At 68.6% G+C, this 22,446-nt stretch carries 17 protein-coding genes; 11 read left to right on the top strand and 6 right to left on the bottom strand.

The genetic code is table 11. The features are described 5' to 3' along the window. Positions 1–28: 28 nt before the first annotated feature. The 4 genes from NN4_RS16265 to NN4_RS16250 are packed head-to-tail and all read left to right on the top strand — an operon-like array spanning position 29 to position 9,273. Positions 29–6,280 (top strand): type I polyketide synthase, encoded by a 6,252-nt coding sequence (locus NN4_RS16265; protein ID WP_147131531.1) that lies wholly within the window; start codon positions 29–31, stop codon positions 6,278–6,280. A gap of 7 nt (positions 6,281–6,287) precedes the next feature. Beyond that, complete coding sequence (locus NN4_RS16260) at positions 6,288–7,868, top strand: acyl-CoA carboxylase subunit beta (RefSeq protein ID WP_147131528.1); 1,581 nt, start codon at positions 6,288–6,290, stop codon at positions 7,866–7,868. Beyond that, positions 7,865–8,077 (top strand): acyl-CoA carboxylase subunit epsilon, encoded by a 213-nt coding sequence (locus tag NN4_RS16255; RefSeq protein ID WP_147131526.1) that lies wholly within the window; start codon positions 7,865–7,867, stop codon positions 8,075–8,077. The genes NN4_RS16260 and NN4_RS16255 overlap by 4 nt, the downstream gene beginning before the upstream one ends. Positions 8,078–8,118: 41 nt before the next feature. Further along, the gene (locus NN4_RS16250) at positions 8,119–9,273 is read left to right on the top strand and encodes an acyl-CoA dehydrogenase family protein (protein WP_246180907.1); all 1,155 of its coding nucleotides are present in this window, start codon (positions 8,119–8,121) and stop codon (positions 9,271–9,273) included. Positions 9,274–9,336: 63 nt separating this feature from the next. On the opposite strand, the gene NN4_RS16245 is transcribed toward NN4_RS16250, so the two are convergent. The 3 genes from NN4_RS16245 to NN4_RS16235 are packed head-to-tail and all read right to left on the bottom strand — an operon-like array spanning position 9,337 to position 11,797. Further along, positions 9,337–10,230 carry an ABC transporter permease subunit gene (locus NN4_RS16245; protein WP_222595084.1) on the bottom strand — a complete coding sequence of 298 codons (894 nt, stop codon included), beginning with the start codon at positions 10,228–10,230 and terminating at the stop codon, positions 9,337–9,339. Further along, positions 10,227–11,234 carry an ABC transporter ATP-binding protein gene (locus NN4_RS16240; protein ID WP_147131520.1) on the bottom strand — a complete coding sequence of 336 codons (1,008 nt, stop codon included), beginning with the start codon at positions 11,232–11,234 and terminating at the stop codon, positions 10,227–10,229. Before NN4_RS16240 ends, NN4_RS16245 begins: the two co-directional genes overlap by 4 nt. Further along, entirely contained in the window at positions 11,231–11,797 is a 567-nt protein-coding gene (locus tag NN4_RS16235) for a TetR/AcrR family transcriptional regulator (protein WP_147131517.1), read from the bottom strand. Before NN4_RS16235 ends, NN4_RS16240 begins: the two co-directional genes overlap by 4 nt. An 89-nt stretch (positions 11,798–11,886) precedes the next feature. Here NN4_RS16235 and NN4_RS16230 point away from each other — a divergent pair, with 89 nt between their 5' ends. Continuing rightward, entirely contained in the window at positions 11,887–13,299 is a 1,413-nt protein-coding gene (locus NN4_RS16230; protein WP_147131514.1) for an MFS transporter, read from the top strand. Positions 13,300–13,376: 77 nt separating this feature from the next. Here NN4_RS16230 and NN4_RS16225 read toward each other — a convergent pair whose 3' ends face one another. Together NN4_RS16225 and NN4_RS16220 are read right to left on the bottom strand one after the other, a co-directional pair. Further along, positions 13,377–14,765: an FAD-binding oxidoreductase gene (locus NN4_RS16225; protein WP_222595083.1), complete on the bottom strand. Its 1,389-nt coding sequence runs from the start codon at positions 14,763–14,765 to the stop codon at positions 13,377–13,379. Between the two features lie 36 nt (positions 14,766–14,801). Continuing rightward, the gene (locus NN4_RS16220) at positions 14,802–16,379 is read right to left on the bottom strand and encodes an aspartate aminotransferase family protein (protein ID WP_222595082.1); all 1,578 of its coding nucleotides are present in this window, start codon (positions 16,377–16,379) and stop codon (positions 14,802–14,804) included. A 244-nt stretch (positions 16,380–16,623) separates the two neighbouring features. Between NN4_RS16220 and NN4_RS16215 the strand changes: the two genes are divergently transcribed. Both NN4_RS16215 and NN4_RS16210 read left to right on the top strand, forming a co-directional pair. Beyond that, positions 16,624–17,925: an FAD-dependent oxidoreductase gene (locus NN4_RS16215; protein ID WP_147131510.1), complete on the top strand. Its 1,302-nt coding sequence runs from the start codon at positions 16,624–16,626 to the stop codon at positions 17,923–17,925. A 42-nt stretch (positions 17,926–17,967) separates the two neighbouring features. Further along, the gene (locus NN4_RS16210) at positions 17,968–18,744 is read left to right on the top strand and encodes a thioesterase II family protein (protein WP_147131507.1); all 777 of its coding nucleotides are present in this window, start codon (positions 17,968–17,970) and stop codon (positions 18,742–18,744) included. Positions 18,745–18,794: 50 nt separating this feature from the next. On the opposite strand, the gene NN4_RS16205 is transcribed toward NN4_RS16210, so the two are convergent. Then, positions 18,795–19,391 (bottom strand): TetR/AcrR family transcriptional regulator, encoded by a 597-nt coding sequence (locus NN4_RS16205; RefSeq protein WP_147131503.1) that lies wholly within the window; start codon positions 19,389–19,391, stop codon positions 18,795–18,797. Positions 19,392–19,615: 224 nt separating this feature from the next. Here NN4_RS16205 and NN4_RS16200 point away from each other — a divergent pair, with 224 nt between their 5' ends. The 4 genes from NN4_RS16200 to NN4_RS16185 all read left to right on the top strand — a co-directional run. Beyond that, a complete protein-coding gene (locus NN4_RS16200; protein ID WP_147131500.1) occupies positions 19,616–20,386 on the top strand; it encodes a 3-oxoacyl-ACP reductase family protein in 771 nt (256 codons plus the stop codon). A gap of 63 nt (positions 20,387–20,449) precedes the next feature. Continuing rightward, on the top strand, positions 20,450–20,734 hold the full coding sequence (locus NN4_RS16195; protein WP_147131498.1) for an acyl carrier protein: 285 nt from the start codon (positions 20,450–20,452) through the stop codon (positions 20,732–20,734). After that, a complete protein-coding gene (locus tag NN4_RS16190; RefSeq protein ID WP_147131495.1) occupies positions 20,731–21,936 on the top strand; it encodes a beta-ketoacyl-[acyl-carrier-protein] synthase family protein in 1,206 nt (401 codons plus the stop codon). The genes NN4_RS16195 and NN4_RS16190 overlap by 4 nt, the downstream gene beginning before the upstream one ends. Then, positions 21,933–22,446: beta-ketoacyl synthase N-terminal-like domain-containing protein (locus tag NN4_RS16185; RefSeq protein WP_222595081.1), on the top strand; the 514-nt coding region annotated here is incomplete at its 3' end. The genes NN4_RS16190 and NN4_RS16185, both read left to right, overlap by 4 nt.

Here is a 22,446-nt window from a genome sequence, read left to right as displayed (position 1 = left end):
CGGTCATTGCTAAGGAGATATCGATCCGATGTCCAACGAGTCCAACGAAGAGAAGCTGGTCGAATACCTCAAGTGGGTGACGGCGGACCTGCGGGAGACCCGGGCGCGCCTCGCCGAACTGGAGGCGAGTGAGACCGAACCCGTCGCCATTGTCGGCATGGCCTGCCGCTATCCCGGCGGGGCCGCCAACCCGGAGCAGCTGTGGCGGCTGGTGGACGACGGAATCGACGCCATCGCCGAACCGCCCGGCGATCGCGGCTGGGACATCGAGCGGCTGCGCAAGAAGTGTGCGATCACCGAGGGCGGCTTCCTCGCCGACGCCACCGAGTTCGACGCCGCCTTCTTCGGCATCTCCCCGCGCGAGGCGGTGGCGATGGACCCGCAGCACCGGGTGCTGCTGGAGATCTCCTGGGAACTGTTCGAGCACGCCGGGATCGACGCGAACTCGTTGCGCGGCAGCAAGACCGGCGTCTTCGTCGGCGTGCTGGAGGAGAGCTACCTCGGGCTGGCCGCGCCGGAGGAGCTCGAAGGCTATCTGATGACCAGCAAGCTCGGCAGCATCGCGTCCGGACGCATCGCCTACACCTTCGGCCTGGAGGGGCCCGCGATCTCGCTGGACACCGCGTGCTCGTCCTCGCTGGTGGCGATGCACCTCGCGCTGCGCTCACTGCGTTCCGGCGAGTCCACGCTCGCCCTGGCCGGCGGCGCGATCATCAACGGCGACGCGGGCGGTCTCGTCGACTTCGCCAAACAGGGCGGCCTCGCCGCGGACGGCCGCTGCAAGTCGTTCGCCGCCGCCGCGGACGGGACATCCTGGTCCGAGGGCGCCGGAATGGTGCTGCTGGAACGGCTTTCCGACGCGCGCCGCAACGGGCACCGGGTGCTGGCCGTGGTGCGCGGCAGCGCGGTCAACCAGGACGGTGCGTCGAACGGGCTGACCGCGCCGAACGGTCCCGCGCAGGAGCGGGTGATCCGGGATGCGCTCGCCGACTCCGGACTGCGACCGTCCGACGTGGATGTGGTCGAGGCGCACGGCACCGGCACCAGGCTCGGCGATCCGATCGAGGCGGGCGCGCTGCTCGCCACCTACGGGCAGGAGCGGGAACAGCCACTGTGGCTCGGCTCGATGAAGTCCAACATCGGGCACAGCGGACCGGCCGCCGGTGTCGGCGGCGTGATCAAGATGGTCCAGGCGATGCGGCACGGCCGACTGCCGCGCACGTTGCACGTGGACGAGCCGTCGCCGCATATCGACTGGTCCACCGGCGCCGTCGAACTGCTGACCCAGCCGCAGGACTGGCCGGTGGCCGACCGGCCGCGCCGGGCCGGGGTGTCCGGCTTCGGGATCAGCGGCACCAACGCGCACGTCATCCTCGAGCAGGCGCCCGAAGCGGTAGTGGAAACCAGTGCGGGCGTCGCGCTGCCCTCGGTGCCGTGGGTGCTGTCCGCGAAGACCGCGGACGGCCTGCGGGCCAAGGCGAATCAGCTGTTGGACTACGCGGGGGACGCGGCCGAGTTCGCACCGGCCGACGTGGCACTCTCGCTCGCCACCGGCCGCGCTGTGCTGGAGCACAGTGCGGTGGTCGTCGGTACAGAGCGCGCCGACTTCGTCAGCGGTCTGCAGCACCTGGCCGAGGAGGGTGCACCGGCGAGCAACCGTGCCCGCGGCCGGTTGGCGGTTTTGTTGACCGGTCAGGGTGCCCAACGCCTGGGTATGGGTCGTGAGCTTTATGGTTGCTCGCCGGTGTTTGCTGCTGCTTTGGATGCGGTGTGTGCGCATTTCGATGGTGAGCTCGAACTTTCGTTGAAGGGGGTGTTGTTCGCGCCGGAGGGTTCGGCGGATTCGGCATTGCTGGATCAGACGGCGTATGCGCAGGCGGGGTTGTTCGCGGTTGAGACGGCGTTGTTCCGGTTGCTCGAATCGTGGGGTGTGACACCGGATTATCTGTTGGGTCATTCGATCGGTGAGGTGACCGCGGCGCATCTGTCCGGGGTGTTGGGCCTCGAGGATGCGTGCCGTCTGGTGGCGGCTCGTGGCCGGTTGATGCAGTCGGCTCGGGAGGGTGGCGCGATGGTCGCGATCCAGGCCGGCGAAGACGAGATTCAGGGTTCGCTGCCTTCGGACGTGGCGATCGCCGGCATCAACGGCCCACAGGCCGTGGTGATCTCGGGCGACGAACACGCCGTCGAGCGTTTCGCCGCCGATTGGAAAGCCAAGGGCCGCAAGACCAAGCGCCTCACGGTCAGCCACGCGTTCCACTCGCCGCATATGGACGAGGTGCTCGCCGAGTTCAAGGCCGTAGCCGCCACGGTGAAGTTCAGCGCACCCGAAATCCCGATCGTGTCGAACGTGACCGGCGCCTTGGCCACCGAGGAGCAGTTGCGTTCGCCGGACTATTGGGCCAGGCACATCCGTGAGGCCGTGCGGTTCCTCGACGGCGTGCGAACCCTCGAAAACGAGGGCGTCACCGACTACCTCGAACTCGGTCCGGACGGCGTGCTGACCGCACTCGTCGCCGACTGCGTCGAACGTGACTTCGGCGCCCTCCTGAACATGCTGCGCGCGAACAGATCCGAGACCGACACGGTCGCGACCGCCGTCGCGGGCCTGCACACCAGGGGCATCGCGCTCGACTGGTCCGCCATCCTGCCCGGCGCCGCCCACGTCGAGCTGCCCACCTATCCCTTCCAGCGCAAGCGGTTCTGGCTCGGCCGGCAGGCGCGGCCGAGCGACGCCGCCGGACTCGGCCTCGACCAGGCCGACCATCCACTGCTCGGTGCCGCGCTGTCCATCGCGGGCAGTGAGGCGATGCTGTTCACCGGGCACCTCGCCCGATACAGCCACCCGTGGCTCACCGACGGCACCTCGGCACTCGTGGAGATCGCCATCCGGGCGGGTGACGAACTCGGTTGCACCGCCATCGATCACCTGTACACGCCGATCCCGCTACAGCTGACCGAGGCGGGCGGACGGCAACTCCAGGTGCACGTCGGCGCGCCGGACGCGGCCAACCGCAGGACCATCACCATCGCCAGCCGCGTCGACGAGATCGACACCGACTGGACCGAACACGCCACCGGCCTGCTCAGCTTCACCGGCCTCGACGGCCGATCCGGCGGCGACGCCGACTGGCCCCCGTCCGGCGCCGCGGAGATCGAGGCCGGGCTCTGGCACGACGGTGACACCCTGCTGACCGAGGCGACGTTGCCCGAGCAGAGCGAAACCGCCCGTCTCGCACTGCATCCCGCCCTGCTCGACGCCGCGCTGCGCCCCGTACTGGACGCGGGGGAGTATGTCGCCGAATGGCACGGGCTCCGGCTGTACGCCACCGGCGCCACCGCGCTGCGCGTTCGGTTGACCGACGGTGCCGCCCTCTCGGTGCGCGCCGAGGATCGCACCGGACAGCCTGTCCTCGACATCGATGCAGTGGTCCGCAGGCCGCACCCGGACCGCCCGACCGTGGCCACCGAGGCCCTGTTCAAGGTGGACTGGACACCGATCCAGCCCGCGACCCGCCCACCGGTGCTGCGCTGGGGCCCCGACGGGGACGCCGTGCGCGTCGACCTGTTCGCACCCGCGGACGCGGATCCGGCGCAGGCGGCCCACGACCTCAGCCGGCGGGCCCTGCAAATGGTGCGCGAGTGGCTGGCCGACGAGGACCGCACCGCCCGGCTCGTGGTGACCACCAGGGGCGCGCTGCAATGTCGCGACGAAGCGGTCACCGATCCCGGCGCCGCCGCGGTCTGGGGTCTGCTGCGGTCCGCCCAGTCCGAAGCCCCCGACCGGATCGTCCTCATCGATCTGGACGCGGCCGAACCGACCGAGGAACTCCTCGCCGCCATCGTGGTCTCCGGCGAAGCCCAGGCGGCGATCCGCGGCGCGGCCGTGCTCGTGCCCCGGCTCAGCCGATTGAGCGTGCCGCCGGAGCTCGACGAATACCGTTGGAGTACCACCGGAACTGTTCTCATCACCGGCGGCACCGGTTCGCTCGGCGCGCTGTTCGCCCGCCACCTCGCCGCCACCCACGGCGTCACCCGGCTCGTGCTCACCAGCAGGCGCGGCCCGGCCGCACCCGGTGCCGAGCAGCTCCGCGCCGAGCTCCGCGAACTCGGTGCGCAGGCGACCATCGCCGCCTGCGATGTCGCCGACCGTGCCGCACTGGCCGCGCTGTTGGCCGACATCCCCGCCGACCATCCGCTGACCGGGGTGATCCACACCGCGGGTGTCATCGACGACGGCCTGCTCACCGATCTCACCCCCGACCGGCTCGACTCCGTGCTGCGGCCCAAGGTCGATGCCGCCTGGCAACTGCACGACCTCACCAAGGACCACGACCTCACCGCGTTCGTCCTGTTCTCCTCCACCGCAGCCGTTTTCGGCGGCCCCGGCCAGTCGAACTACGCCGCGGCCAACGCGTTCCTCGACGGACTGGCCTGCTACCGCGTGGCGGCCGGGTTGCCCGCGACCTCGGTCGCCTGGGGTCTGTGGCGCCAAGACGGCGGCATCACCGGCCATCTCGACCAAGCCGACCTCGACCGCATCGCCAGGGGCGGCTTCCGGCCGATCGAACCCGGCCAGGGCACCGCGCTGCTCGACACCGCGCTCGGCCTCGGCCGCACCGAACTCGTCGCCACCCCGTTCGACCTCGCGCTGCTGCGGGCCCGCCCCAGCCAGGCCCCGGTCCTGATGCGCCGACTGCTGCGGCTGCCGACCCGGCGGGTGGCAGGCAATACCGACAGCGGTCTCGACTCGCTGACCGCCCGCCTGACCGGACTGGACCAGCGCGACGGCCATCGGCTCGTCCTCGACCTGGTGCGCACCGAAGTCGCGGCCGTGCTCGGGCATGCCGATGGCTCCGGCATCGGCGCGGATCAGCCGTTCACCGACCTCGGGTTCGACTCGCTGACCTCCATCGAACTGCGCAACCGGCTCAGCACCGGCACGGGCTGCCGACTGCCGGGCACGGTCGTTTTCGACCGGCCGACCCCGAACGAACTCGCCGACTTCCTGCGCACCGCGTTGCTGGCGAAGCTGACCGACGCCGAGTCGCGGGAGGTCGTGGACTTCGCCGCCGAGATCGTCCTGGACGAGGACATCCGCGCCGCGGCGACCGTCAGCCGGGTCGCCGTTGCGCCGAATGCTGTGTTGCTCACCGGCGCAACGGGATTCGTCGGCGCCTTCCTGCTGCGCGACATCCTGCGCGCCGGCGACGCTCAGGTGTACTGCCTGGTGCGAGCCGAGGACGAGGCCGCCGCGCGGATCCGGCTGCGCGAGAGCCTGCGCTGGTATCAGGTGTGGGACGAGGTGGACCCCGAGCGACTGACGATCGTGGTCGGCGATCTCGCGCGGCCCGGATTCGGCCTCACCGAAGCAGAGTTCGATGAGCTGGCGCGGACCGTCGACGTCGTCTACCACGCGGGCGCCACCGTCAACTGGCTCTACCCGTACCGGGAACTCAAGCAGGCCAACGTGATCGGTACCGCCGAGGTGCTGCGCCTGGCGGCCAGGCATCGCACCGTCCCCGTCCACTACGTCTCGACCACCGGTGTGTTCTCCGCCGAAGCGGCGGGGGACCGGCCGCAGCGCGCCGACGACGCGACCGGGCCGGGGGAGATCTTGCCGACCGGCTACGTGCAGAGCAAATGGGCGGCCGAACAGATCATCGGATTGGCCAGAGATCGCGGCGTGCCGGTCTCGGTGTACCGGGTCGACGTGGTCTCCGGCGACCAACGCAACGGCGCCTGCCAGACCAGCGACTTCGTCTGGCTCAGCCTCAAGGGCCTGTTGCAGGCCGGCGCGGTGCCCGAGCGGCTCGGCGGGCACCTGCATTTCGTGCCGGTCGACTACGTCAGCGCCGCCATCGTCGCGCTGTCCACCAAGGCGGACGCGGCCAACCGGAACTTCCACCTGTACAACCAGGACGATCTGAGCTTCGCCGATTGCGTCGACTATCTGCGCTCGATCGGCTACACCTTCGCGGAACTGCCGTGGGCGGAGTGGGGCGAACTGATCAAGCAGGATCGGGAGAACGCCATGCTGCCCCTCTTCGGCGCTTTCGCGGTAATCGCCTCGGGCGAAGACGATTCCGATCGGCTGTTCGATACCAGCGAAACGGAGTCCGCCCTCGCGGGCACCGGTATCGAGTGCCCGTCGGTGACGAAGGACCTGTTCGAGAAGTACGTCGATTTCTTCGTCCAGGCGGGCTATTTCCCGCGCGTCACCGACGGCCCACAGGTTTCCGGGACGCCGACGGGGCGCACCGACGGAGTCAGGAGCTGATGACACTGTGACCATCCTCGACGACACCCCGCACGGCACCGGCGCGGCCGACCGACTCGCGGAATTGCACGAATACCGGGCCCAGGCCCGCCAGGGGCCCGATCCGAAGGCCACCGAGCGCCAGCACGCCAAGGGCAAGCTCACCGCCCACGAACGCGTCGAGCTGCTGCTGGACGCGGGTTCGTTCCAGGAGATCGAGCCGCTACGCAGGCATCGGGCCACCGGTTTCGGGCTGGAGGATCGCAGACCCTTCTCCGACGGTGTGATCACCGGCTGGGGCACGGTCTACGGCCGCCCGGTGTTCGTCTACGCGCACGACTTCCGGATCTTCGGCGGCGCGCTCGGCGAGGCGCACGCCGCCAAGATCCACAAGGTGATGGATCTCGCGATCCAGGCGGGCGCACCGCTGGTCTCGCTCAATGACGGTGCGGGCGCGCGGATTCAGGAGGGCGTCACGGCGCTGGCCGGCTACGGCGGCATCTTCCGGCGCAATACCCAAGCGTCCGGGGTCATTCCACAGATCAGCGTGATGCTCGGGCCGTGCGCGGGCGGTGCCGCCTACTCGCCTGCGCTCACCGATTTCGTGTTCATGGTGCGCGGCATCTCGCAGATGTTCATCACCGGACCCGATGTGGTGCAGGCGGTTACCGGCGAGCAGATCAGCCAGGACGGCCTCGGCGGCAGCGACGTGCACGGCGCCAACTCGGGGGTGGCGACGTTCGTCTACGACGACGAACAGAGCTGTCTCGAGGACGTGCGCTATCTGCTCTCGCTGCTGCCCGCCAACAACCGCGAGCTGCCACCGAGCGCTCCCGTCGCTGATCCGCCGGATCGGCGCACCGAGGAGCTCATCGACCTGGTGCCCGCGGATTCCCGGGTGCCATACGACATTCGGCACGTCATCGAGCAGATCGTCGACGACGGCGAGTTCTTCGAGGTGCATACGGCCTGGGCGCCGAACATCGTCTGCGCGCTGACCAGATTGGCCGGGCAGGTCGTCGGCGTGGTCGGCAACCAGCCCAACGCGATGGTCGGCGCGCTGGACATCCATGCCAGCGAGAAGGCGGCGCGGTTCGTCCAGTTCTGCGACGCGTTCAACATCCCCATCGTCACCTTGGTCGACGTGCCCGGCTTCCTGCCCGGCGTGGACCAGGAGCACGGCGGGATCATCCGGCACGGCGCGAAACTGCTCTACGCCTACTGCAATGCCACCGTGCCCAGGGTTTCGCTGGTGCTGCGCAAGGCTTATGGCGGCGCCTACATCGTCATGGACTCCCGGTCCATCGGCACCGATCTCTCGCTGGCCTGGCCGACCAACGAAATCGCCGTGATGGGCGCGGAGGGCGCGGCGAACGTCATCTTCCGCAGGCAGATCGCGGCCTCGGACAATCCGGATGCCACCAGGGCGCGGCTGGTCAAGGAGTACAAATCCGAGCTGATGCATCCGTACTACGCGGCCGAGCGCGGGCTGGTGGACGACGTGATCGATCCGTCGGATACCAGGATCGTGCTCATCAGGGCGCTCGCGATGCTGCGCACCAAACACGCGCCGCTGCCGAGCCGCAAACATGGAAATCCGCCGCAATGACGCAGCACACCGTGCTCCGTATCGAACGAGGATGTCCGGACGACGCGGAAATCGCGGCGCTGACCGTCATCCTCGTCGCGCTACAGACTTCGACTGTCCCTGAGGGGAATTCGGATCCCGCACCGTCGTGGTGGCGGGCCGAGGGCGACGCGCCCGCCGCGGGTTCCTGGTCTGCTCGGCAACCGCCGTCCTGGCAGGCGCAGCACTGAGTCTCACACCGTTAACGCAGAACCGAGGAAGGGTGGTCATGATGCCGGAAACACTGGAAACTGTGCGCGAATTCGTCGGCACGGAACTGGAAGGCAAGCGGGAATACCTCGATTCCCTTGCCGAGGCGCCGCTGCCGATATACGAGAAGTTCGCCGACACCGGGCTCGCCAACTGGTGGCTGCCCACCGAATACGGCGGCGCCGGACTGAGTCTCACCGACAGCGTGGCTATCACGAACGAACTCGCCTACGGCGACGCGGGCGCGGCCTTCACCTTGTTCATCTCGGTGCTCGGCACCAGCATCGTGTCCCTGTACGGCTCGGACGAACTCAAGGACCGCCACCTCGCGCCGATGGCAAAGCAGGGCAGCTTCTGCGCCACCCTCGGCAGCGAGCGCAACGCGGGCAGCGAGCTCGCCAAGATCGAGACCATGGTCTCGCGTTCCGGTGACGAGCTCGTGTTGACGGGGGAGAAGTACTTCTCCACCAACTCCGGCTTCGCGGATTTCCTCGTCGTCATCGCGCGCTCGGCCGATGACCCCAGCGACTACTCCGCCGTGCTTGTCCCGGCCGACACCCCCGGCGTGCGGGTGGTGAAGCGCTGGGACATGCTCGGCCTGCGCGCGTCGGGCACTTATCAGATCAGCCTGGACAACTGCCGGGTGCCCGCGGCGAACCAGCTGCGCGGTTCCGGGTTGCGCCTGCTGGAGGTCGGCCTCAACGCGAGCCGCATCCTCATCGCGACCACCGGACTCGGTATCGCGCGGCGGATCCGGGACCTGTGCATGGATTACGCCAAGACCAAGCCGTTCCGGGATTCGACGTTGCTCGCCGCGCCGGTGTTCGCCGCCAAGCTCGGCCAGATGGAGATGCAGATCGACGTGATGAAGAGTCATCTGCACGCGGCGGCCGGGCAGTACGACGCCATCATGAACGGACCGGATCCGGCCGAAACCTTCGCCAGGATCGGCACATTGAAGTCCGCGGTCACCGCGAAGATGTTCTGCGGCCAGGCGGGCTGGGACATCGCGAGCGTCGGCTCCGAGATGTTCGGCGGTCTCGGCTACACCCACGAGTCGCCGATCGGCAAGCTGCTGCGGGATATGCGCTACGTATCGATCGTGGAAGGCGGCGACGATGTACTGCGGGATCTGGTCTTCAGTCGCTACGTGGTGCCGGTGTCGCGCCGGTCTTGAGCACTCCCTGCCTGTTATGCGCCGAACGTGCCGCACCCCGATGGCGGCACGTTCGACGTTTTCTCAGCTGTCCTTCGTCCTGAGCCGCAGATAGGCCAGCGACAGTCCGACACCGATGTAGCAGAGCGCGCACAGCACGCTCTGCACCAGTGCGTCGGTCGGCATCGGATCCCGTAGCACATCACCGATCGCGTTCCAGGACTCGGTGAGCAGGAACGGATGCAACCAGTCCAGCGGGGACAGCATGGTCAGCAGGGTGGACAGCGCGGTGCCGCCGAGGACCGCGATGACCACGATCAGCGGGTGGTCGGTGCACGCCGAGATCGCCAGTGCCACCGCCCCGACCGCGAGCAGCTGCAACGTCACCCAGACGACGGCGATCATGATCTTGCCGAGCGCGGCCCAGAAGGTGACACTGCTGCCGGACAGGCTGTATGTCGCGTGCGTACCGTTCATCACCAGACCGGCGGCGAAGCCGGACAGCGCCATCGGCAGTGTCGCGGCCAGCACGACGGCGGCGACGCCGGCCGTTTTGACCGCGAGCAGCCTGCCCCGGCTCACCGGCGCGAGCAGCCAGCCGCGCAGCGTGCCGTGCGCCGCCTCGCCCGCCAGCGCGTCCGCGCCCGCCATCGCGGCGGTGAGCGGCATACCGGTGGTCAGCGCGATGACGATCACGGCGATCGGGAGTGCGAACGCGTTGCCGACAGCGGCGGGCAGCAGACCGGAACCCGGCCCCGCGTGCGGGCTCGTGGACGGTTCGGCGAACAACAGGCTGATCCCGACGGCGATCGGAATGAACGGCAGCACGCCGAGCATCATGAGGTTGCGCGGCCTGCGGAAGATCCAGCGCAGCTCCGCGCGCAGCAGCCTGGTGAACGCCACCGAGCCCCTGGTCGTTGCGGCCGTGGTCGCGGCCGTCATCTCGTTCCTGCTCTGTATCGCCGCTGCGTTGATCATGCCGATCGCCCCTCGTCCATCGCGGACCACAGGTCCGTCGGTTCCGCACCCTCGGTCAACCTGGCGAACATCGCGTCGAGCCCGGTGCGGGCGCGCGTGGCCTCGTAGATCGACACCTCACCGCGGACCAGGATGCGCAGCACCGCGGGCGCGTCGGTCGCGCTCAGGTCGACTCGGACACCCTCCGGCACGAGCAGGCTCGGTATCCGGTGCTCCCGCAGCAGCGCAACGGCTTTCGTGCCGTCCGTGGTGGAGACGATGAGCGAGGGGCCGCCCGCCTCCAGCAACTCACCCATCTCGCCCTGCGCCACCAGGGTGCCGTTGTGCAGCACCGCGACGTGGGTGCAGGTGGCCTCCACCTCGGCGAGCAGATGCGAGGACACCACCACCGTCACGCCCTCGGCGTGCAGCTCCGCGATGATCTTGCGGACCTCCCTGATGCCCGCCGGATCGAGGCCGTTGGTCGGTTCGTCGAGGATCACCAGCCGCCGGGGCGCCAGCAGCGCGGCCGCGAGCCCGAGTCGCTGCTTCATCCCGAGTGAATAGCCGCGGTAGCGCCGATCGGCGGCCTGACCGAGGCCGACCCGCGCCAGCGCGGCCGTCACCGCGCTCGGGATCTCCGCGGTGGTCAGTCCCGGTTCGGCGGCGCCCAGCCTGCGCAGGTTCTCCCGCCCGGACAGGAACGGGTGAAAGCCCGGTCCCTCGATGAGCGCGCCGACCTCGGGCAGCGCGGCGGACGCGGCCTCGGGCATCCGGTGCCCGAGCAGTTCCACCTCGCCCGAGGTCGGCCTGCCCAGTCCGAGCAGCATGCGCAGGGTGGTCGTCTTACCGGACCCGTTCGGCCCGAGCATGCCGAGCACCGAGCCCTCCGGCACCCGCAGGTCCACCTGGTCCACCGCGACCGTGCCGCGATACACCTTGCGTAATCCGTTGGTACGGGCCGCGAACGGGCCGGTGAGGCCTGCGTTCGGCAGCCGGTCGCCGGCGATGGTCGCGAGCGTCATTTCCCCTCCAGCGCCTCGTAGTCATTGGTGAAATTGGGAATCGAGTCGATGAGTTCGGTCATCCAGGGTTCGGCGGGCACCGGGTTCGGGCCGACGATGCGCAGCGAGGACATGACGGTGAGCAGCATGCCGTTGGCGAGGAAGGCGCGGACCTCCGCCGGTGACGAGTTGGTGAGGTCTCTGATTAGTCGATAGATCCGGCCGTAGCGGTCCCGGACCACCGCGCCGATCTCCGGATCGGAACTGGCCGCGAAGCCGTGCAGCAGCATGGCCATCAGTTCCCGCTCGGCCAGCATCATCCGGTCGTAGGCGGGCGCGAGATCGCTCAGTTCGGTACCGGCGTCGCGGAAGATCTGCTCGACCCGGTCCGCCGCCCGCTCCACCCCCGCGATGAAAAGCCGTTGTTTGGAGCCGAAGAGCCGGATCACATAGGGCTGCGAGACGCTGGCCAGCCGCGCGACGTCGTCGGTCGTCGTGCCCGCGTAGCCCGCGATCGAGAACGCGCCGATGGCGGCGGTCACCAGCTGTTCGGTGCGCTCGGCGGCGGTCAGCCGTTTGGTCATCGAGCCTCCTGATCGACTCCGTTGACATGTTATCAGTCGATAGCTACTTTACTTAGTTATCAGCGGATCACAACTACGAAAGTTGCTTCATGGCTGCGCTGGAAACCCCCACGAATACGACGCGAACTGACACGCCCGAAACCGGACATCGCCCGCTCGCCGCCGTCCTCGCCGCGGTCAGCATCCCGCTGTTCATGGTCACGTTGGACAATCTGGTCGTCACGACGGCCCTGCCGGTGATCAAGACCGAGCTGAACGCCTCGCTCGGCGACCTGCAATGGTTCGTCAACGCCTACACCCTGCCCTTCGCCGCACTGCTGCTCACCGCGTCCTCGCTGGGCGACCGGTTCGGCCGAAAGCGCCTCTTCCTGCTCGGCATCGCGGTCTTCACCGTGGCCTCGGCCGCCTGCGGCCTGGCCACCGAGCCGTGGATGCTGATCACCGCGAGAGCGCTACAGGGCGTGGCGGGAGCGGCCGTGATGCCGCTCTCGCTGACCCTGCTCAGTGACGCCATCCCGGCCAGGCAACGTGATGCCGCAGTAGGCATCTGGGGCGGGCTGAGCGGTCTCGGCATCGCGGTCGGCCCCGTCGTCGGCGGCGCCGTCGCGAACGGTCTGGACTGGACCTGGATCTTCTGGCTGAACGTGCCCGTCGGCCTGCTCGCGCTGCCGCTGGCCGCGTACGTGCTGCGCGAATCACGCGGCGGCGCGGCCAAATTGGACCCGCTCGGCCTGGTACTCGCGACCGCCGCGGTGTTCGCCCTGATCTGGGGCATCATCCACGGTTCGGACCACGGCTGGACCCAGACCACGGTGTTCGTCTCGCTCGCCCTCGGCGTGCTGCTGCTGATCGCCTTCGTGCTGGCCGAGAGCCGGGCCGAGGCGCCGATGCTGCCGCTGCGGCTGTTCCGATCGCGCGGTTTCACGGTGGTGAACATCGTCGCGTTCGTGTTCTCCTTCGGCGCGTTCGGCGCGGTGTTCCTGCTGGCCCAGTTCTTCCAGATCGTGCAGGGACTCAGCCCGCTGGACGCGGGGCTGCGGACGCTGCCGTGGACGGCGGCGCCGATGGTGGTCGCGCCGCTGTCCGGATTCCTGGTGAGCAAGTTCGGCTCGCGCATCCTGATCGTGACCGGCATGGCGCTGCTCGCGATCGGGCTCGGCTGGATCGCGCTGACCAACAAGGCGGATATCGCGTACTCGGCCATGGTCATTCCGTTCGTCCTCGCCGGCTTGGGCACCGGCTTGACGTTCTCGCCGATGAGCATGATGGCGCTGGCCAGCGTGCCCGAGGGAGATCAGGGGATCGCCTCCGGTTCCTATAACACCGTCCGCGAGTTCGGCGTCGCCTTCGGTGTCGCCGTGCTGGCTTCGGTGTTCGCCGGCTTCGGCGGTTACGCCTCGTTCGTGGCCGGCCTGGTGCCCGCGGTCGCGGTCGGCGCTGTCGTGGTGGCCGTCGGTTTCGTGCTCGCCCTGTTCCTGCCGAAGGGCCGCAACCCGCACTGATCCGACGCCGATGGGCCTGTTCCCTTGGGGGACAGGCCCATCGCGCGTTCCCGACATCGTCGGCGGGAACTTCCCGACTACTTTGGCGGGATATTGTGATTGACCCGGAAGATGTTCTTCGGGTCATGAATGGTCTTGAGCGCGACGAGCCGCTCGTAGTCGCCCTCGTCGTAGGCCCCGCGGACGCTGTCCGGCCCGATGTCCAGATGACCGAGGAAGTTCAGGAAACTGCGCCCCGGACTCCACGGAGCCATCCGCTTCAGCAGCAGCTCCAGGTTCTCCTCGATCGCCGCCGTGCCCGCCGGGGTACCGACCCCGACGCCGGACAGCACGAAAGGCCACTCCCGATTGCCGACGGCGTTCGGCGGGCCGAGCCGCCGGGTCAACGCGCCACCGAGGTGCCGGAGTTCCAGCAGCAACAGCGGGCTGTTGCTCGCCGGTCCGGCCAGTTCCACCATCGCGTCGACGGCGGCCTCGTCCAGCTCTCGCAGGTACGTTCCGCGGTCCAGCAGATACAGCGGATCGGTCGGGTCCTGGTGGATCGTGTGCACCTGGGTGTAGGGCATCTCCATGACCATGTCGAAGATCGGCGGCGCGCTCGCCCGCAGCGGGGTGAGCAGCCGCGCGCCCTCCTCGGCCGAGCCGAGGTAAGCGACCCGCAAGTGCACGACGAACTGACCGCGCAGCGGCTCCGGCATCGCCGGATCCGGCGGAATCCGCAGCAGCCCAACCGAAGACGACATCTCGTCCGGGATATCGGCCACCCACTGCCGGTAGGCGTGCAGCACGTCGGCGGCGTGCGCGCCGGGGAAGAAGATGCCGCCGCCGTAGAGCCGGGATACCTCGACCAGTTCGAATTCCAGCGAGGTGACCACACCGAAATTGCTCTTACCGCCGAGCAGTCCCCAGTACAGCTCCGGATCGTCGTCCGGGGTGACCCGGCGGATCGAACCATCCGCGGTCACCACCTCGAGCTCGCGGACCCGATCGGCGGCGAAGCCGAAGGCCCGGCCCAGCGGCCCGGCGCCGCCGCCGAGCGTGTAACCGACCACGCCGACCGTCGGCGAGGAACCATTGAGCGGCGCGAGGCCGTACTGCGCGGCAGCGTTGATCACGCAACCCCAGCGCACCCCGGCCTCGACCCGGGAGGTGCGCTGCTCCTGGTCGATGTGCAGCTCTTGCATCCGGCTGGTGTTGATCAGGATGCCGCCGTCGGCGGGGACCGACGCGGTATGTCCGGTGGCGAGCACCGCCAGCGGTATGCCGTGGGTGCCCGCGAACCGCACTACGGCGGCGATATCGGCGGAGCCGGTCACCCCGACCACGAGCGCGGGCCGATGGTCGGCCGCGACATTGAACACCGCGCGTTCGGCGTCGAAGCCCTCTTCTCCCGGCCGGTGGACCGGCCCCTCCAGGTGCGGTCGGACCTCGGCGTCGAACCGCTCGATCCAGTCCAGATCACTCACGTCAGCGAGCCTTTCCTCGTTGGGTACGAATACTCGTCAGCCGAAGAGCCGCTGCTCGTCCTCGGTGCGCAGCACCTCGCAGATATCGCGCAACGCGGTCTCCAGTTGGTCGATGTCGGCGTCGGAGAGCTGGATCGACGGGGTGAACCGCAGCGTGTGCGGTGCGCTACCGGTGGGCAGCACCCGAACTCGGTGCCCGCGCAGCAGGTATCCGGCGATGACGTAACCGATCACGCCCGCGTGCGCGAAGCCCGAGATCATCGGTGCGCTCGAACCGGTCAGGTCCTGGAATTCGAGGCCGAGCATCAGCCCCTTGCCCCTGACCTCTTTGACCGTGTCCGGGTTGTCCGCGGCGACCCGGTTCAGCATGTCCCGCAGCGCGCCGCCGCGCTCCTCGGCGAGCCGGTAGGCCTTACCGTCCTCGGCCTCGAGCAGTTCCAGCACCTTCAGCGCGATGGCGCTGGAGAACCCGTCCTTGGCGAAGGTGGAGCTGTGGATCAGCTCGAACTCCTTGCGATAGTGCGCGCCGCGCACCAGCATCACCGAGTTCTTGGCGATACCGCCGCCGAGACTCTTCGCCAAGACGTAGTAGTCGCCGTGCAGCCCGACCAGCGAGCTGGCGAAGAACTTGCCGGAACGTCCCATGCCGCACTGGATCTCATCGAGGATCAGCGGGCAGTCCAGCGTGTCGCAGGCCTGCCGGACCGCGGCGGCGAACTCGGCCGTCACCGGCTTGATGCCGCCCTCACCCTGAATGGGCTCGAGCACGAACGCGCAGTAGGTCGGGAAGTCGCGCTCGACGAGGGCGGCCACGCCGTCGGTCAGCACGAGGTCGAGCAGCTGGGCCCGGCCGCGCGCGGCCACCTCGGCCACCGCCGCCGGATCGTTGAAGGGGACGAAGTCGGCGCGCGCGGCCATCGCCTCGAACGGGCCGCGGAAGCTCGCGTTGTGGGTGAGCTGCACGCTGCCGACCAGCTTGCCGTGGAACGCGCCCTCGACCGCGAGGAAACGCGGCGGGGTCGCGCTGGTCTCGGCGTTGCGGCGCTGCACCTCGGCGGCGACCTCCTCGAAACCCTCGATCCCGGTCCCGCTGAGGCCGAGCCGCGCGTAGGCGGCCTCGGCCACCGACGCGTCGCCGTTCTTGATGGCCGCACGCACCTGCTCGACGTGCGAGCCGATCTCGTCGGTCAGCGCCGAGATCCGGGCGGTGCGGACGAACTCGGCATGCTTGAGCGAGGACTCGATTGCCTCGGCGCCGGTACTGGCGAAGATCGCGAAATAGGGCTCGGTGCTGCCGGTTTCGCGGTGGATGATCGCGTTGAGCTGGTGCGCTACCCGGTTGGCCGCGGAGTGGATGGCGATCGGCACGTACACGGGGGTCTGCGCGTCCAGGGTCGCCTTGGCGTGCGCGATGATCTCCGGGTTGCTGTGCCCGAGCAGCAGCGAGGCGTAGCCACCGACGAAGTCGACGACCCGGACTTCCTCCTGCTGTGCGTCGAGGTGGTAGAGGCTGTTTCCCTCGGCCCGAACGTACTCGACATCGAGCTTGGCCATCGACAGGACCTCACGCATCTGAGGTTCTGCGAGTTCCAGGCCGTCGACAACGGAATCCATGCCATCTCCTCCAGTACGGCCGGCGGCCGCAATATCGCGCGCGCCGGAAATTACCCTATGAATTCCTGACGGTAACGACGGCCGGTAATCAGGCTGGTCAATAATCGGTCATCGCCCGGTAATCGCCATTTCGCACGGTCGGGTTGCCGACTGGTTATCGGTGAATGGGCGGCCCGTTGGGTAGTGGGAGCTAATTTGGTTTTAGCAGAAATGATCCCGGAATTTCCACAAGGAGTTATTCGCGATGAATAGTGCGCACGCGGTGGTACTCGGCGCCGGGATCGGGGGCCTGTGTGCCGCCAGGGTCGCCGCCGAACACTATGACCGGGTAACGGTGGTGGATCGAGACATGCTGTCCGAGACCGCCGAACCGCGCCGCGGGGTGCCACAGGGCGAACACGCGCACGACCTGCTCGCGGGCGGTCAGCAGGCCGTCGAGGAGCTGTTCCCCGGGATCATGGACGAACTCGTCGCGGCCGGCGCGCCGCGCGGCGATCTGTCCCGGAATGTGCGGTGGATATTCGGCGGACGCCCATTCGCCAAGGGTGATTCCGGGTTACCGGTGGTCGCCAGTTCGCGGCCGTTCCGCGAATTCCGTATCCGGGAAAGAGTGCGCGCGTTACCGCAGGTCGAACTGTGGACCGGCACGAATATCCTGCGCCTGACCACGGGCGCTGATCAGCGCGAGGTGACCGGTGTCCGGGTGCTGCGCGACGGCGTCGAACAGGAACTGGCCGCGGACGTGGTGCTCGACACGACCGGCCGCGGTTCGCGCACGCCCGCCTGGCTGGCCGAGCTGGGGTATCCGCGGGTGGCGGAGGAGAAGCACCGCATCGACGTCGGTTACGTGACCTTCTACTGCCGTACTCCCGAGGACGCGCTCGGCGACGACATCGTGATCAATACCGTTGCCGGGCCGGATAATCCGACCGGGGGCAGCCTGCAGCGCGTCGACGGCGGGCGGGTCATCGCCACCGCCTACGGCGTGCTCGGCGGCGCCCCGCCCACCGATTTCGACGGCTTCCGCGAGTTCTGCAAGAAGTTCGCCGCACCGGACATGTACGAGGTGCTCGAGGTATCCGAACCCATCTCCGGCCCGATGCGGTACCGGTATCCGGCGAACCTGCGCAGGCATTACCAGCGGATGACGGACTTCCCCGCCGGACTTCTGGTGCTCGGCGACGCCGTGTGCAGCTTCAATCCGGTGTACGGGCATGGGATGTCGGTCGCCGCGATGGGCGCGCGGGTGTTGCGCAGGCACCTCGGCGCCGGGCGACCGGACGCGGCGGCGTTCTTCGCCGAGTTGGCCGCCGAGGTCGTCGACGGGGTCTGGGAAATGGCGATCACCAGCGATCTGAGCCTGCCCGGGGTGCCCGGCGAGCGGCCCGCCGAGCTGATGCAGATCATCGAGCACGTCGGGCACCTGCAGGACGCCGCGCACGAGAACGCCGAGGTCGCGATCGCCTGCCTGCGGGTGTTCGGCCTGGTCGACCCGCTGCCGGCGCTCATGGATCCCGCGCTGCTCGCCCATCTGCAGCCCACGTAGTGCCCACTCCCGGGCTGCCATCCGCCGCGAGAAGGAAGAGCTATGACACTGACAGATATTGATCAATGGACTGTCCGATTCATGCCGATGCCGCAGGCGCCGGTCCGATTGGTGTGTTTTCCGCATGCGGGCGGGGCGGCGAGCTCGTTCTTCACGCTGGCCAAGGCCCTCAGCCCGCGCGTCGAGGTGGTGGCGATCCAGTATCCGGGCAGGCAGAACCGCCGCAACGAGCCGGTGGTCGACTCGATCCACCGGCTCGCCGACTTGCTCGGACCGGTCATGGAATCCTTGCGCGACAAGCCTTTGGCGCTGTTCGGGCACAGCATGGGCGCCGTGGTGGCCTACGAGGTCGCGCAAGCCGGAAACTTCGAGGCCACGCGGTTGTTCGCGTCGGCGCGACGCGCACCGTCGACGTTCCGGCGTGGCACTGTCCATCTCGGCCGGGACCGCGACATCATCGACGAGATCCGGAAACTGAACGGCACCGCCGGTCGGGTGCTGGACGACGAAGAGATCCTGCGTTCAGCACTTCCGGTACTCCGTGGCGACTACAAGGCCATCGAGACCTATCGGCCGCGTCCCGGCAGCAGCATCGCCAGTCCGATCACCGCCTTGATCGGCAGGGACGACCCCGAGGTGAGCGTGGCGGAAGCGCGCGCCTGGGCGGCGCACACGACGTCCGAATTCGACCTGCGGGTCTTCGAGGGCGGGCACTTCTACAACTCCGCGAAAACGCTCGAGCTGGCGGACCTGATCGCGGACAAGGTCGGCGACCAGCCGCGGCACGAAATCGCCCGCAGCGCAGCGTTTCTGCCGTGACCGCATGCCGAACCCCCGCTCGAAGCCGGGGCGGGGGCACGGCGCGTCGGTCAGCCGCCGTTGCGCAGGCCGTGGATGAGCAGCTCGACCAGCTGGGCGTAGGTGGCCGCCGGGTCGGGGGTGCGAATGGCGCCGTTGAGTTCGAGCGACACGGCGCCGTGCAGTGCCGACCAGAACTGCTGGGCGCGTTCCACCGCGTCGCCCTCGGTGATCGCGCCGCGGGCGATGGCGTAGCCGATATGGGCGACCAGTTCGTCGAACGTGCCGCTGGCGCTTTCCTGAACGGCCTTGTTGGCGAAGTGCTTACCGGCCGAGGGGTGGTGGAACATCATCTGGTAGTGCTGCGGGTGCTCGATGGCGAAGCGGCGGTATCCGATGGCCGACTCGCGCAGCCTGGTGAGCGGTTCGGCATCGGCGGGCGCGCGGACTTCGGCTCGCAGGCTCTGGAAGCCGCGGATGAGCAGTTCGCATTCCAGGCCGTCCTTTCCGCTGAATCGGTTGTAGACGCCCATCGGCGCCACGCTGGCCTCGGCGGCGACCGCGCGCACGGTGACGCCGGCCAGACCGTCGCGGATCAGCACCACCTCGGCGGCCTCGATGAGCGCACGCTCGACGTCCTTGCTCGGGGTGCGGGCGCGGTCGGCCATAGCAGTGTGGCTCCTCGGTCGGGGGCGTCTGGACTTGTCAGAGTAACCGTTCGCCTCTGGTTGACGGTTAGACGGCGAATGTTGTAGAACAGTGTTACATAATAATAGCCCATTGTTATATAGGGGGGCGGCGTGAACGCTCGAATTGCCCAGCAGGCCGGTGCGGCAGCGTTTTTCGCGCTGTTCGCCCGGTGGCAACAGCGGATCGCCAGGGTGCGTGCGCGATGAAACTGGACGGCAAGGTCGCACTGGTCACCGGTGGCGCGCGCGGTATCGGCCGCGCGATCTGCCTGGCGCTGGCCGCCGAGGGCGCCGATGTGGCGGTGAACTATCGCACCAGCGACGCGGCGGCGAAAGAGCTGATCGCCGAGCTCGAGTCCGGGGGCAGGCGCGCCATCGCCGTGGCCGGCGACGTCTCCGATCCCGAAGCCGCGCAGGCGATCACGCAGCGGGCGATCGCCGAACTCGGCGGCCTGCACATCCTGGTCAACAACGCGGGCATCGCGAACGACAAACTCATCTTCCACATGACCGCCGACGACTGGCAGTCGGTGATGGCGGTGAACTTCGGCGGCGTCTTCAACGGCACCAAGTCGGTGCAGCAGCACTTCATGCGCCAGGGGGAGGGCGCGATCGTCAACATCTCCTCGGTGATGAGCGAGCGCGGCTGGGTCGGCCAGGCCAACTACGCCGCGTCCAAGGGCGCGATCAACGCGTTCACCCGCTGTGCCGCCATCGAATTCGCCCGATTCGGTATCCGAGTCAACGCGGTGCTGCCGGGTTTCACACCGACCGATCTGGTAGCAGAGCTGGTTGACAAGGGGACCAAAGGCATCAAGAAACAGGTTCCGCTGCGCGGGTTCGCCCGCGTCGAGGACATCGCGGGCATGGTCGTCCATCTGGCAGGCCCCGACGCCGCGTACACCACCGGCGCCACCATCTCCGTCGACGGCGGCGCGGGGGCCCAATTGGGTCTGGGCAGACCCGAATGGTGAGCGGCGGCACGTTTTTCCCACTCGACCTGCGCTGAGACCGCGCGGACACAGAGGAGCACGACAATGACGCAGAGTACCGAGATCGATGCCGATATCCGCGATGCGATGGTCGATATCGTCGCCGGAGTCCTGGAACTCGACGCCGCGGAGATTTCCTGGAACGGCGACTTCCGCGAGGACTACGACGCGGATTCGTTGCAGGGCATCCAGATCCTGGCCGCGCTGGAACGCCGGTTCGGCATCATCATCAGCCCGGAGCGCCTGCCCGAGATGGTGACCCTCGCCAGTACCTACGCGCTCGTGCTGGAGGCGCTGGCGGAGGCGGGCGGCGGGAACGGTGCCCGGTGAGACGGGTGGTGGTCACCGGGCTCGGCATCGCCAGCAGCATCGGTGTCGGCGCGGCGGAGTTCGCCGCAGCCCTGCGGGCCGGTCGATCCGGCGCGCATCCGATCACCGCCTTCTCGACCGAGGGTTTCGAGCACACCAACGCCTGTGAAGTGCTGGATTATCCAGCCGGACAATGGATTCGCGAGCTCGATCCGGCGGACCTCGGCCGGGCCTCCCGGTTCGCCGTCGGTTGTGCCCGAATGGCCTTGGCGGACGCCGGAATGCCGGTGGCCGAGGCTCGCCTGCTGCGGTCGATCATCGCCGTCGGCACCACCAACGGCGAGAGCCGGGAGGTGGAGGTCCAGGTCGAGCACCAGTACGCCACCGGCACCGTGGCCATCGACCCCGGGGCCGCCCGCCGGCACCGGTCCAGCCGGATGTCGGTGGATATCGCCAGGGAGCTGGGTTGCACGCGCACCGAGGCGGTGACCATCCCTACCGCCTGCGCGGCGGGCAACTATGCCATCGGTTACGGATTCGAAGCCGTCGCCGCGGGCGAGGCGGACCTGGCGCTGTGCGGCGGCGCGGATGCGCTCGGCCGCAACACCTTCGCCGGTTTCTATCGGCTCGGCACGATAGCGCCCGAGCTGTGCCGGCCGTTCGACCGGAACCGCAAGGGCATCCTCACCGGCGAGGGCGGCGCGATCCTGGTGCTGGAGACCCTCGAGGCGGCGGTGGCCCGTGGCGCGCACATCTACGCCGAGCTCCTCGGCTACGGATTGTCCTGCGACGCAAGTCATCCGGTGGCGCCCGAACGCGACAGTGTCGCCCGGTGCATGACCAGGGCCCATGCCCAGGCGGGCATCACCCCGGACCAGGTGGACTTCATCTCCGCGCACGGTACGGGAACCAAGGCGAACGATCTCACCGAGGTGGCAGCCATTCGCCAGGTTTTCGGCGCCGCGCCGCCACCGACGGTCTCGATCAAATCGATGCTCGGGCACGCGATGGGCGCCGCCAGCGCACTGGCCGCGGCGGCTTGCGCGCTGGCGCTGTCGACCGGCTTCATCCCGCCGACGATCAATCACACCGAGCCGGACCCGGAGATCGACATCGATTGCGTCCCCAACACGGCGCGCACCGCGGATCTGCGCATCGCCCAGAACAACGCGCTCGCCTTCGGCGGCAACAATTCCGTTCTCATCATGGGGAGGCCGCGATGAGAACCCTCATCACCGCCTGGGCCGCGCACTCGCCGCTGGGCCGCGATACCAATGCCCACATCAGGGCGGCACTCGGCGAACCGGCGAGCGGTCCGCGCTTGGTGCCCGACTTCGACATCCGAGAAGCGCTGGGACGCAAGAAGACCCAGTCGATGGAGCGTGCCACCGGGCTGGCCGTGGCCGTGGTCGGGCAATTGCTCGGCAGGCTCGGACTCGGTCCGGACGGACCGTTCTCGGACCCGGAGATCGGCCTGGTGCTCAGCGTCAGCGACAACATGCAGGCGGTCGTCGACTTCGCGGGCGACACGTGGAGTTACGCGAAGCCGTACCAGGTGGACCCCGGCAAGATCCCTGCGGGCCTGATGAACTTCCACGCCGGGCAGTGCGCCATCTGGTATCAGCTGAAAGGGCCGAATACCACGGTCTGCGGCAGCGACGCGGGCATGCTGTCGGCGCTCAACTACGCGCGCCGCCTGCAGCGCGGCGGCCACGCGCGGACCGTCCTCTGCG

This window comes from Nocardia ninae NBRC 108245 (genome assembly GCF_007990755.1).
GTDB classification, from domain to species: Bacteria; Actinomycetota; Actinomycetes; order Mycobacteriales; family Mycobacteriaceae; genus Nocardia; species Nocardia ninae.
Note: the sequence above shows the minus strand (reverse complement) of the source record. Positions and strands in the feature narration are given on the sequence as shown.

Excerpts from the sequence above, each read along its gene's own strand:
- NN4_RS16265 (WP_147131531.1), top strand. The coding sequence starts at position 29 with ATGTCCAACGAGTCCAACGAAGAGAAGCTGGTCGAATACCTCAAGTGG.
- NN4_RS16255 (WP_147131526.1), top strand. The coding sequence starts at position 7,865 with ATGACGCAGCACACCGTGCTCCGTATCGAACGAGGATGTCCGGACGAC.
- NN4_RS16250 (WP_246180907.1), top strand. The coding sequence starts at position 8,119 with ATGCCGGAAACACTGGAAACTGTGCGCGAATTCGTCGGCACGGAACTG.
- NN4_RS16245 (WP_222595084.1), bottom strand. The coding sequence starts at position 10,230 with ATGATCAACGCAGCGGCGATACAGAGCAGGAACGAGATGACGGCCGCG.
- NN4_RS16240 (WP_147131520.1), bottom strand. The coding sequence starts at position 11,234 with ATGACGCTCGCGACCATCGCCGGCGACCGGCTGCCGAACGCAGGCCTC.
- NN4_RS16235 (WP_147131517.1), bottom strand. The coding sequence starts at position 11,797 with ATGACCAAACGGCTGACCGCCGCCGAGCGCACCGAACAGCTGGTGACC.
- NN4_RS16230 (WP_147131514.1), top strand. The coding sequence starts at position 11,887 with ATGGCTGCGCTGGAAACCCCCACGAATACGACGCGAACTGACACGCCC.
- NN4_RS16220 (WP_222595082.1), bottom strand. The coding sequence starts at position 16,379 with ATGGATTCCGTTGTCGACGGCCTGGAACTCGCAGAACCTCAGATGCGT.
- NN4_RS16215 (WP_147131510.1), top strand. The coding sequence starts at position 16,624 with ATGAATAGTGCGCACGCGGTGGTACTCGGCGCCGGGATCGGGGGCCTG.
- NN4_RS16210 (WP_147131507.1), top strand. The coding sequence starts at position 17,968 with ATGACACTGACAGATATTGATCAATGGACTGTCCGATTCATGCCGATG.
- NN4_RS16205 (WP_147131503.1), bottom strand. The coding sequence starts at position 19,391 with ATGGCCGACCGCGCCCGCACCCCGAGCAAGGACGTCGAGCGTGCGCTC.
- NN4_RS16200 (WP_147131500.1), top strand. The coding sequence starts at position 19,616 with ATGAAACTGGACGGCAAGGTCGCACTGGTCACCGGTGGCGCGCGCGGT.
- NN4_RS16195 (WP_147131498.1), top strand. The coding sequence starts at position 20,450 with ATGACGCAGAGTACCGAGATCGATGCCGATATCCGCGATGCGATGGTC.